This is a genomic window from Pseudovibrio ascidiaceicola (genome assembly GCF_900114245.1).
Classification (GTDB): Bacteria; Pseudomonadota; Alphaproteobacteria; order Rhizobiales; family Stappiaceae; genus Pseudovibrio; species Pseudovibrio ascidiaceicola.
The window spans coordinates 1-10,745 of sequence record NZ_FOSK01000028.1; the positions used below are offsets into that span (position 1 = coordinate 1).

Genomic DNA, 10,745 nt, shown 5'->3' on the forward strand with positions numbered 1-10,745 from the left:
CCTTCAAGAAAAGGGGATGAACGTAAACCTCATCCGGTAAGTAGCAGTGCCATCGACATCCTCTCTGTTATTCCAAGAGTGGATGGGGCACCTTATGTTTTGCCCGGCTGTAAAGATCCGACACAACCAATTTCGATTGAAGTAATTGAAAATGCATGGCAGCGTATCCGCATCCATGCCAACATTCCTGATGTTCGTATTCACGATCTGCGCCACACGGTTGGCACCTTCGCAGCTCAAGCAGGCAGCAACGCCTTCCTCATCAGTCATCTCCTGCGCCACCGCAACGTGACGATCACCAATCGCTATGTGAACCATGATGCCCATCCAATCCGGGTGCTGTCAGAGACGATTGGTGAACGGATTGAGGCTGGATTGGAAGGACGAGAATGAGAACTCCGCTACAGGCATTTGGAGGTATTTATTTGGATAATTGCGAGCACCACATGAAGCTGTTGACCAAAAGCGGTCATTCGCCTCGGTACAGAGCCCACGCTATTTTTCGTGTTTGCTATTTGTAGTTGTTGCTATGAAACGCTGTATGAAGACGATTAGGTAACGCCCCAATATCTTCTTAAGCAAGGCCAATTCTCTGTTGTCTGCTGCGAATGTTCGGCCTTGCTGTACGTTTGAAAATGGTGAAGATCGGCTACGATGTGACTTGGACCATTGTCTTCTAACAAAATTACCAGATCATTAGAGAAGTAAGACCTTACAATACTTGTGGCAGTCATGGACGTTGCAACATACATAGTTACACACCGTTAGAATCGTTGAAATTCAGTTGTTGTAAGGACCGTCTAGATGTTTTGTCGATGGTACGGTTACTAATTGGCTTCACCGCACGGCTCATGGCAAACGCGACGAGCGACTTGTCTTGTTGCGTGTAAGATTCTCGTAAGAATACTGGGCCAGAGAAAATAGAATCTGACCCAGATATATTTGATTTTAGCCTTGAAAAGCAGGCAGCACGACTATTGTGGATGCATTTTGGTCGGTCACTGAGTGACGGATTTTCTTGTATGGTTGATATTCTGGGTCATTGTACCAAGCATCAAAGACAGCTCGGCTGGCAAATTTCAGAATTAAGGTGTTCTCTTTCTGATAACTCCCTTCAATGACATCAGGATGCTGAGAAACAGCAATCCGCTCAATGCCATGACGAGCGCTAATCGGCCCCAGATGGGCTGAGTAATCTTTGAAGTAGCGGTTAACATCGTGAATGCTCAGTTGAACAATGGCGTAGACAGTTGTGTTTTCTTCTTCCTGTGTCATCTGGTAACTCCTCGGATTAAAAGGGATAGAACAAACTCTTCAGCGGTTAGATTTAAGTGCACTCATCACCACAATTGTCAGACCAACACCGACGGTAGCGAGGCCGCTCCATTGAATGACTGATGGTATTTCGCCGGTAAGAGGAACTCCGATAATCAGTGCAAAAACAGGCACTAAAGCAGGAAACATAGCAGCTTGGGCTGCACCCAATATTTGGACCGACTTAGCAAATGCAATCATAGCGATAACACCAGACAGAACACCTTGCACAATGAGTTGGGTCACCAGTATGTGTGCAGACTGTGCAGCGAAAACATCGACGCCTCGAGAGCTGAGATAGATTGGCCCAACAGTCAAAAGTCCTATAACTGAAACAACTGTAGTCACATCGAGCGCATTCAGTTTCCAGTGCTGCTGCAACACACTAAAGCCCGCCCAAAGCATTCCTGCCATAAAGAAAAATGTGTCACCAATGAAGATATCAAAAGAACTGGTCATGGCAGCTGGACCAGCAATGAGAGCAAGGCCAATAAGTTTAATCAGCGTCCCAAATATGCGCTGCAGGCCAAGTTGTTCACTCAGGAAAATACGAGCAAGTAAGAAACCGCCAAGCATCATGGAGGCCGGCACAATAACGGCGCCGTGCGCCAACGGTGCATAAATATAGCCGCCGACACCGAGCAACACGAAGGGAGGTCCTAACAGGAAAGACACAACAGCTGCTTGTGAGAGGGAGATGCGCTTGAGAGGATTGCGTCGCACGATCAAAAGAAACAGCAGCACGAGAGGACCTGCCACAATATAGCGGAAAAACGCGATATCAAACCCATCAAGGCCTGCAGTTACTCCGACACGCGAGAGTGAGAGATACGCACCCCAGATTAGACTGGCGGTAAGCCCGGCAATTATCCCTGGACCGAGACTTGGGACTTTCTTAACAGGGCATTCCAATAAGACACTGTTCATTTCCGTTTTAGTGGCCTGAACATGAAACATTTTGTTTCTCCTTCGCAACCGGTCTATTTGTCGACCAATATGTTGAGCAGGACCAAAGCGGATGAGTCGGCGTATAGGTTTATCCTGGAAGATGCTGAGATTTACGTCGCTAACTCGACAGAGTAGAAATCAAGGCAATCTCACCGTGCGATGTCCCTCGCAGAAACAACTCATCGAAAAAATAACAGGATGCCTGAGAGGGCAACACCACTTCCTCATCAACTGTGAGAGTATCTGCGGAGAGCAGTGCTGCTGGAGTTCTCAGGAATGATTAGGATAACTGGGCCGCGACAGGCCCAACTTGCCGACTTATGTTTTTGTTGTTCGCTGTGGTCCTGAATGGATCGGTTAAGGAATATATGGCAGTACTGGCAGGCGTGATAAATCGGTTATCCGGTCAACGCACTATTGCTCAGGAGCAACAATGAAAGAGCTTGATGGGTTGATGGAGTTTTGCGCTGTCGTTGAAAACGGTGGTTTCAAAAGAGCCGCAGATTGCCTTGATGTATCGGCATCATTCATTAGCCGCCGAGTCTCTAATCTCGAAAATCGCTTAGGGGTGTTATTGCTGCACCGTACGACGCGCAGCGTGAACCTAACAGATATCGGGGAACAATATTACCTGCGTTCAAAAGCGATATTGGCAGATATACACGCACTATCAGCTGACTTAGCTGAACAGCAAAACTTGGTAAAGGGGCGTATCCGAGTAGCCGCTGGAGGAATATTTGGCGAGACTTGGGTGGCCAGTGCTCTTGCTGATTTTGCCAGATTGCACCCTGAGGTTGAACTTGACTTGGAGATAAGTGACCGGCCTGTAGACTTGGTCAGAGAAAAATTTGATCTCGCTATCCGTCATGGAATGCCATCAGATCCTGATTTGACAGTTAGCAAGATAGGAAGCCGACGGATGATGGTTTGTGCTTCTCCAGATTATCTCAGAGAACATGGTGAGCCAAACGAACCGGAGGATCTGGTATCTCATTCTTGTTTAATTACGCCCGGCTTGCGTTGGCTCTTTGCTAGGGATGACGACACATTTGAGGTTCGTGTTTCTGGGCGTTGGGCTAGCAATAATGGGCGAGCGTTGAAGATTGCTGCGTGTGCAGGTTTGGGTCTCACGAGGCTTGCTGAAGGATATCTGACCAGCACAATAGAGTCGGGTGCTTTGGTTGCTGTCCTCAAGCCCTATGAGATATCACCACAGGAAACCCTTTTGGTATATCCATCTCGTGCATTCCTTCCCTTCAGGGTACGCTCACTCGTTGAGCATTTGAAGAAATACTGAAGTCCCCCTTTCAATTTTCCTTCATGAAGCTCACTTATTAAGCCGTCGTTTGAACTCGCTGCATTCAAAAGCAATACAAAGCTCCAGCAACTCAGACCACGCTGAGATTGTTGCTCCTGAGCAATAGTGTGTTGACTGAACAACCAGTTTATCACACCTGCCAGTACTGCCATATCTCTCTCATCCGCTCTCTTCAGGACCAAAGCAAACTACAGAATATTTATCCGGAGGCTCGGGTTCGTACTGTCCAGCAAACGTTGTCACTACTGGAAAATATGAGTTTATAAGCAGATCACGAGTAATCGCGTTGCCCGCTTTCAGGCAATGGTGAAACGATCATCGGCTTGATCAATCTCGTGTCCTTCTCATCTTCATGACCTGAATTGAGTCACAAGATGGCCCCGTTTTCCAGTCTTTAGTCATGCAGTGCTTGACTTGACCGATCATAATTCAACCAAGTAGAGGAAACATCTACAATGTCTTTACATGAAAAAATTGCGACCTTAAAAGCTCAAGTCGAAAAAAAACTGCCTCAGAAAACTCGCGATGTCATGGACCGAGCTACTGCAGATCTGGCAGCATCAGGCATTTTGAATGGCACTATTAAAGTTGGCGATACACTTCCTAGTTTCACCTTGCCCAATCAGAATGGCACACCAGTCAACTCTAACGAGTTGCTTAAGAACGGCCCATTGGTGATCAGTGTTTTCCGAGGAGCGTGGTGCCCTTATTGCATGTTAGAGCTTGAAGCTCTGGAAGAAGTTTCACGGCATTTCCAAGAGGCTGGCGCGAACATATTGATTATTTCGCCACAAACTCAAGCAGCTTCGCTCAAAACCAAAACCGAGAAAGGTCTATCTTTCGATATCATTTCGGATCTTGGTAGTCTTTATACCAGCAAGCTCGGTCTCGTTTTCTCTCTACCTGAAGATCTGCGCAGGGTTTATAAAGGGATCGGTATCAACCTACCAAGTTTTAACGGAGATGAAAGTTGGGAACTCCCTATGCCGGCGCGCCTGATTATTAGCCAAACAGGCAAAGTCATGAACACTGACATTAATCCGGACTACACCAAACGTCCTGAACCAGCAGACACTCTTCAAGAACTCCTTGATATGGCGAAGCAAGGCCTAACCAACGCGTAGCCTGAAAGCGATTGGCGGCACGCGATGGTAGCACGTGCCGCCACGTCTCACAGGATTGATAGCAGAGGCTCCTGCTTGCTTAGTCACAACACCGTGAGGTCTTGAAAAGTCGATTAATTGCAATTGAATTGCTGATCTGGCGGCATACATAGGATTGATCAGTGATGCTCTGGATTTCAGGGCATTTTTAATGAAGTACTGAAGGGTATACTTGTATGAACACAATTACGGTGCCTAAATATCCTTTGATCTGGTCTCTGTTTAGCTTGCGCTTAAGTATATCGATTGTGTTCGTCCTTTGGACACTAAATAAATTCCTTAACCCAGTCTCGACAGCGAGGACTTTCGAAGCTTTCTATGGCTTTTCAGCTATGAGCGAGGCTCTCTCGTTTATACTCGGTGGAATTCAGGCACTCATCGTTATCTGCTTTCTTGTCGGATTTAAGAAACGTCTTTCAATAGGCGCTATTCTAATCATGCATATCATATCTACTCTTGTATCTTACGAGCGATATCTCGATCCGTTCACAAGCCCCAACCTCTTATTCTTCGCAGGATGGCCCATGTTAGCCGGTCTCCTCACTCTCTATCTTCTACGAGATTACGATACCAAGTTCTCAATAGAGCACGGCGTTAAGACGTAAATCAACGATGACGGTGCTGTTCGATTACAAGGGTGTAAGTTCGACATTCTTGCGAATAGTGTGCTCCCAATGAGGAGGCAATCATCTCTTCAAGATCGTTTCCACTGATGGTAGTAATCCGTGAATGGCAACTCTAGGCCCCTACCTCAATCAGTAGTGTTATCCTACCTCAAAAGAACCGATCATTTAAAGATCAGCATGCTGGCAGGAAGTTGGAGCCGTTCGAGAGGATGGCTGTGAAAGATTAGCGCGCCATCGCTTATTCAGACCATTTGTATTGATCGGCTAATTAGGACAGCTAAGCCTACAAACAGATGTTTTTTGTGTTGCTTAATTGGCAGATGTTGTTTCCATTGTTGCTTTCACAGCATCTGGCCACCCAAAGTTGGTGGTGCCATCAGGTAATCCAAGAATTCGGTCTATTGTTAAAAACTGTAGGTCGATTGCATATTGTAGCTTATCGCCCGCTAGCTCTGCATCCTTTGTTCCCCTCGCATCGATAGCTCGAGTAAGAGCAAAATCCAGAAAATTGCTAATATGGAGGATCAGCTCGGCTGCTGTTTCAACGTCTTCGACATTGAATACTCCTTCTTCTCGACCCTTTTGCAGGATTTTTGAAAGAATTGGTATCGCACCAACTCGCACTCGGCGCTTGAACTGCTCGAGCAAAGCGAGATTGCGATTGAGGTTCATTGTCCGGAAGATTTCCACTTGTCCAGGGTAGTCATGTTCACGCAAGTAATTTGCACGCAGGTGCGTGAAGTTATGCAAGAGATCAAGTGCACAGGATGTCTCGTCTGAAACAACAACTGCCATTTGAGATAGCACGCCATCAGCTAAACGATCCAAAACTCCAAATAGTAGCTCCTCTTTGGATTTGAAGTGATGATAGAAGCCACCTTTTGATACGTTCGCGAACTCCAACACATCTTGCATTGTTGTTTCTTCAAAGCCTTTGGAGAAAAACAGCATCTGCGCACAATCCAATAACTGAGCTCGTCTGTCTTCTGGTCGCATGTTCTTGCGTGCAGGTGTTTTCATAAAATTCCCCTTGATACCGACCGTCGGTCTGTTTATACAGACCTGCAGTCGGTTCTATATCCTGGCTACCTCACATGGCAAAGCTAATTGCCTGCCAAAGTGATGGATACAACTTTCTGGCACAGCATGTTCCCCCAATGTTGCTGTGCCAGAGCCCAATTTTGAGTTGATGTTGAAATCGTGACACATTTCTTAACTGCGATGCTGGGAGTTGCTTGATTGATGCAAAAAATGGACACCCTGGCTAGATATTGCAAGGCCAAAAAAATCCCTGCCATTGCCCTGACAAAGCAACCAAGGATTGGGCATGTTGCCGATGAAGTAAAGATGATTCATATACCTGTACCTTGCCCATCCGCCAGACAAATCACAGTTCAGGTTGTCGCATCATCTATGCATATCGATGAAATTTATGCCGCCCAAGGAACTGCCTTGGGGCGCTTCTATGCCCCCAAAAACATATCACCTGATGAACCTTATTTGATGGGGTCTTCCGTTTCCGGGATCGTAGTAGCGAAAGGGAAGCATGTAACACAGTTCAAAATCGGAGATGAAGTCACCGTCATACCGAATGAGTTCGGAGAAAATGCCTCTTGGGCGACATACAGAAATGTTCCAGAGCGCTACGTAATGCTTAAGCCTCCGGAGTTAACGCATGTTGAGGCGTCGTCGTTGATGCTTTCATCTTGCGTTGCATGGGGCGCCCTTGAAGCTGCAGGCGTCAGGGCAGGTGACCGGTGTATGGTTGTTGGTGCTTCAGGTGCAATCGGCTCGGTGCTTATTCAACTTCTCAAATCTAAATTAGCCTATGTATTAGGAGTTTGCAGTGCTGCCAACTCAGATTTAGTTCGCTCACTTGGGGCCGATGAAATCGTTGATTATCAGCACTCCGGTTTCATTGAGCATAGGGAGCAAAAACTAGACGTAGCTTTCGACCTTGTAGGAGGACGTCGAGTTGAAACCGCCGCATTTCGCTGGCTTAAACAAGAAGGTGAGTTTGTTACATTGGTTGGGCCTGTGCGTTACCTTGGTGAACGGAAACTCACGTTGAAGGAGTTTGCTAGAGCCGTTTGCTATGTTGTTTGGCGAGGCATCACAACAAGGTGGCGTGGTCCCAAGTACACATTTTGTGCGACGATACCACGTCGAGTTGCTCAGAAGGCCATACAGTTTTGCTGTGAACACGGCATTCACTCGCCGATCGAGAGGGAAATCCCATTTGAGTTGGGACCGGTTCAAGATGCAATCCGGTTGCTAACCACTCATCGAACTAGAGGCCGCGTCGTCATCAATTTTGAGCTTGCCGCACAGCGATCAGTTTCTCAAGAAAAACAAGTTTCAATGTAGAAGAATGGCGATGAAATGATATCTGCAGATCAACACGACAATGCAAGAAACGGATATTGCAGCTCTCCCAAACAGTTCACTGTTCCGAATCTCAAAACTGAGAGGCTCATACTTCGAGCTCCTCTCATGGATGACTGGCCAGCATATTTGAATTTAATGGTGTCACCTCGATCTCACTTTGTGGGAGGCCCGATCTCCGATAGGTTTGCTTGGGGGATTTTTTGCCATGACGTAGCTCAATGGAGCCTTCTGGACCATGGTGCGCTCATGATCGTGGACCGTAGTTCGAAACGTTGTATCGGACAGGTCGCTATAAATGCTGGTCCTTTCTTCCCTGAGCATGAGTTAGGTTGGTTCGTATATGAAGGCTTTGAAGGCAATGGATATGCCTACGAAGCAGCAGAAGCTTTGAAGCGTTGGGCTTTTAAAGAGCTCAAATTACCAACTCTTGTTAGCTATGTTGATCCTGAAAACGCAAAGTCCTGCAGACTTGCTAAACGCTTGAACGGAACCCTGGATATCGATGCTCTCAGGGAAGATCCCACGGATCTAGTTTTTCGATATGAGGAAGACACGTGAGATTTGGGCCAAAGCTATCTAAAGCTTCAGGTGTTTTCCTCGCATGTTCTCTTTTGCCGTGCTGGGTAATCAGGCATTAATTAATGTTTAAGTACTTGAAAATGATCGGTTGGTTCCTCTGGTGGCCAACTATACTAGCATTAGTGAAGATAATCTCATCAAGTCCGAACAATGCATTCCGCTGGCTTTACAAAGAGGCCTGGTGGTTTTTATGACAAAGACACAGCGGTACCTCAGATGAAAGAGACGCATGTGGGCACGCAGATCAACTAAGCTTGAAACCTCTCAATTCTGGAAACCAGCGTCTTCTAGCCTTGCATTGTCAATATGCATTTAAGGTGATGGACGGCGATGAGTGATTAAGAATCAACGTTTTGATTTATTTAGGATATTCGAAATTTATGTCTGATGGTCGCAAACTACTTTTCTGGACATTTCTTGGCTTTACCGTCTGCGGCTTACTAATCCCGCTGATTACGGATGCCAGCGGCACGCAAACCTATTTAAATCTTGCTAGTTTTATTCTGATCTACACTATCGGTGTAGGGCTTTTAACAGCTATAACTTTCTGGGTGTACCGATTGAGGGCCAAGCCAAATTCAAGTTGGCAAGCGGTAGCTTTGCTACCAAGTAAGACCATGGTGGTCTTTATGTTTGGTTTTGGCCTGTTTTGGTATGATTTTAGTGGTCCACGCCCACATTCATTTTTCAGCGATTACTCTTACGCTTATGCTCTTCCTACTTTGAGAAAAGATGGTTGGTCAGTCGGAGAAGCTGAAAGCGAGGACATCGATACGAAGGTCATAAAGACAATTGTTGAGCGCTTTGTAAACGATCCAAAGTTCAAGTGGCAGCACAGCTTTATCTTAATCAAAAACAACAAGGTGCTGGTAGAAGAGTATTTCTATGGGCACACAGTTAACACTTTGCATGACTTGCGATCAGCAAACAAATCCATAACATCAATCTTAGTTGGAATAGCGCTCCAACAAGGATTTATCTCCAGTGCAAATGACCCGATTTCTATATACTTGCCTGAGTATGGGGAGTTGTTTGCAGGCGCTCCCCACAAAGCTGCTATTACGATAGAACATATGCTCACTATGCAGTCAGGTCTTGATGCCAATGATTGGGATAGGAGCTCTCCTGGAAATGAAAATAGAGTATATCAAAGTGAGGGAGACTGGATACACAAGCTGTTTGCTCTACAAATGATTAATGAGCCAGGAACCACATTTTCTTACTCGAGCATTGGAGAAATTGCGCTACGGCAAGCTATTGTGAATGCAAGTGGCATGCCTCTTGATGAGTTTGCGAAGAAATACTTATTTGAACCCTTGGGGATTAATAACTACCAATGGACACACAAGCTTCTTAACCGGAATGATGTGCCATATCGGATCCAGTTAACAAGCCGGGATTTCGCTAAACTTGGACAACTCTACCTAAACCAAGGGATTTGGGAGGGTGATCAGATAGTTTCCTCGGAATGGGTCAAAGCTTCCACTACTAAACATGCAACAACTACCGAAAAACGGCTAGGTTTCCCCGGTTACGGCTATTTCTGGTGGAAGCACGATTTTTGGGTAAAAGAGGAGCTGTTTGAGGGTTTCCAGGCCCAGGGTAATGGAGGGCAGTTCCTGTTTGTCTTTCCAAAATTAAACTCGATCATTGTGTTTACCAGCAGAAACTTCGGCAACAGCCGCCAGATCAACCCGTTGCAAATTACACGTGATGAGATCATTCCCATGCTGGTTGCTATGCGGCATTAGTTTTGGGCGCTTGGTAAGAATTGAAGAGATCAACCACGCCCCATTACGATAACCCGTTTCATATTGATAGCGTTTTAACCGCAGTCAGAAACTGCTTCAACTTTGCGTGGAAATGCCCGAATGTCCGGTCATGGCCCTGGTCGCTGGCAACCGCTACTCATTTACCTGAGTTCTTGCAGTGCAGCAAAGGTCAGCTTAGTCCGCATCTTACCAGTTCAAAATCACTAAACGTGGGTGAATGTATTTCAATGTTCCCTTGTTGTTCTTCGTAACGCCCAAATATACACGCTCGGCCCAGTTGGACCTAGATATCGTGGAGTGGCCTATGAAAAGTGGAGAGCCTTTTGCTCAATATTTCTTTTCTGTCTCTCAAACACGATTGGTGATTGATAACCTAACGCCGAGTGTCGCCGGGTTGGATTGTAAAAGCCCTCTATGTAAACGCCAAGTGCCTTTTCTGCCTCCTGACGGGTTTGAAAAGCAGTTCGCCACAACATTTCGGCCTTGATGGTCTTGAACACGGTCTCCACCATGGAATTGTCGAAGCAGTTTCCTTTTCCGCTCATAGAAGGAGTGATATTGTGCCTCGATAAAAGCCGCTGATAAGCATCGGAGCAGTACTGGCTACCCCTGTCTGAATGATGTATGAGCCCATCAA

10 protein-coding genes are annotated in these 10,745 nt (G+C 46.2%); 6 read left to right on the forward strand and 4 right to left on the reverse strand.

What is annotated here, in order from left to right; genetic code table 11:
• Nucleotides 1–393: site-specific integrase (locus tag BM231_RS26430; protein ID WP_139226416.1), on the forward strand; the 393-nt coding region annotated here is incomplete at its 5' end.
• 555 nt (nt 394–948) lie between these two features.
• On the opposite strand, the gene BM231_RS26435 is transcribed toward BM231_RS26430, so the two are convergent.
• Together BM231_RS26435 and BM231_RS26440 are read right to left on the reverse strand one after the other, a co-directional pair.
• On the reverse strand, nt 949–1,275 hold the full coding sequence (locus tag BM231_RS26435; RefSeq protein WP_093524351.1) for a DUF1330 domain-containing protein: 327 nt from the start codon (nt 1,273–1,275) through the stop codon (nt 949–951).
• Between the two features lie 39 nt (nt 1,276–1,314).
• Entirely contained in the window at nt 1,315–2,271 is a 957-nt protein-coding gene (locus tag BM231_RS26440; RefSeq protein ID WP_093524353.1) for a DMT family transporter, read from the reverse strand.
• Nucleotides 2,272–2,695: 424 nt separating this feature from the next.
• On the opposite strand from BM231_RS26440, the gene BM231_RS26445 reads away from it, so the two are divergent.
• Together BM231_RS26445 and BM231_RS26450 are read left to right on the forward strand one after the other, a co-directional pair.
• On the forward strand, nt 2,696–3,559 hold the full coding sequence (locus tag BM231_RS26445) for a LysR family transcriptional regulator (RefSeq protein WP_093524355.1): 864 nt from the start codon (nt 2,696–2,698) through the stop codon (nt 3,557–3,559).
• A 476-nt stretch (nt 3,560–4,035) separates the two neighbouring features.
• The gene (locus BM231_RS26450; RefSeq protein ID WP_093524357.1) at nt 4,036–4,704 is read left to right on the forward strand and encodes a peroxiredoxin-like family protein; all 669 of its coding nucleotides are present in this window, start codon (nt 4,036–4,038) and stop codon (nt 4,702–4,704) included.
• Nucleotides 4,705–5,678: 974 nt separating this feature from the next.
• Here BM231_RS26450 and BM231_RS26460 read toward each other — a convergent pair.
• Nucleotides 5,679–6,389: a TetR/AcrR family transcriptional regulator gene (locus BM231_RS26460; RefSeq protein WP_093524361.1), complete on the reverse strand. Its 711-nt coding sequence runs from the start codon at nt 6,387–6,389 to the stop codon at nt 5,679–5,681.
• 222 nt (nt 6,390–6,611) lie between these two features.
• On the opposite strand from BM231_RS26460, the gene BM231_RS26465 reads away from it, so the two are divergent.
• From BM231_RS26465 to BM231_RS26475, 3 genes are all read left to right on the forward strand, one after another.
• Nucleotides 6,612–7,736, forward strand: a complete 1,125-nt coding sequence (locus BM231_RS26465; RefSeq protein ID WP_093524363.1) for an NADP-dependent oxidoreductase — start codon at nt 6,612–6,614, stop codon at nt 7,734–7,736.
• Nucleotides 7,737–7,844: 108 nt separating this feature from the next.
• On the forward strand, nt 7,845–8,315 hold the full coding sequence (locus BM231_RS26470; protein WP_280142380.1) for a GNAT family N-acetyltransferase: 471 nt from the start codon (nt 7,845–7,847) through the stop codon (nt 8,313–8,315).
• 401 nt (nt 8,316–8,716) lie between these two features.
• Complete coding sequence (locus tag BM231_RS26475; RefSeq protein WP_093524367.1) at nt 8,717–10,087, forward strand: serine hydrolase domain-containing protein; 1,371 nt, start codon at nt 8,717–8,719, stop codon at nt 10,085–10,087.
• A 323-nt stretch (nt 10,088–10,410) separates the two neighbouring features.
• Here the strand turns inward: BM231_RS26475 and BM231_RS26480 are convergent.
• The coding region (locus BM231_RS26480; protein WP_139226417.1) for an integrase core domain-containing protein at nt 10,411–10,745 on the reverse strand (335 nt) is incomplete at its 5' end.

Bases quoted from the DNA above. Each gene is read 5' to 3' on its own strand.
- BM231_RS26450 (WP_093524357.1), top strand. From the start codon at position 4,036: ATGTCTTTACATGAAAAAATTGCGACCTTAAAAGCTCAAGTCGAAAAA.
- BM231_RS26435 (WP_093524351.1), bottom strand. From the start codon at position 1,275: ATGACACAGGAAGAAGAAAACACAACTGTCTACGCCATTGTTCAACTG.
- BM231_RS26465 (WP_093524363.1), top strand. From the start codon at position 6,612: ATGCAAAAAATGGACACCCTGGCTAGATATTGCAAGGCCAAAAAAATC.
- BM231_RS26475 (WP_093524367.1), top strand. From the start codon at position 8,717: ATGTCTGATGGTCGCAAACTACTTTTCTGGACATTTCTTGGCTTTACC.
- BM231_RS26440 (WP_093524353.1), bottom strand. From the start codon at position 2,271: ATGTTTCATGTTCAGGCCACTAAAACGGAAATGAACAGTGTCTTATTG.
- BM231_RS26445 (WP_093524355.1), top strand. From the start codon at position 2,696: ATGAAAGAGCTTGATGGGTTGATGGAGTTTTGCGCTGTCGTTGAAAAC.
- BM231_RS26460 (WP_093524361.1), bottom strand. From the start codon at position 6,389: ATGAAAACACCTGCACGCAAGAACATGCGACCAGAAGACAGACGAGCT.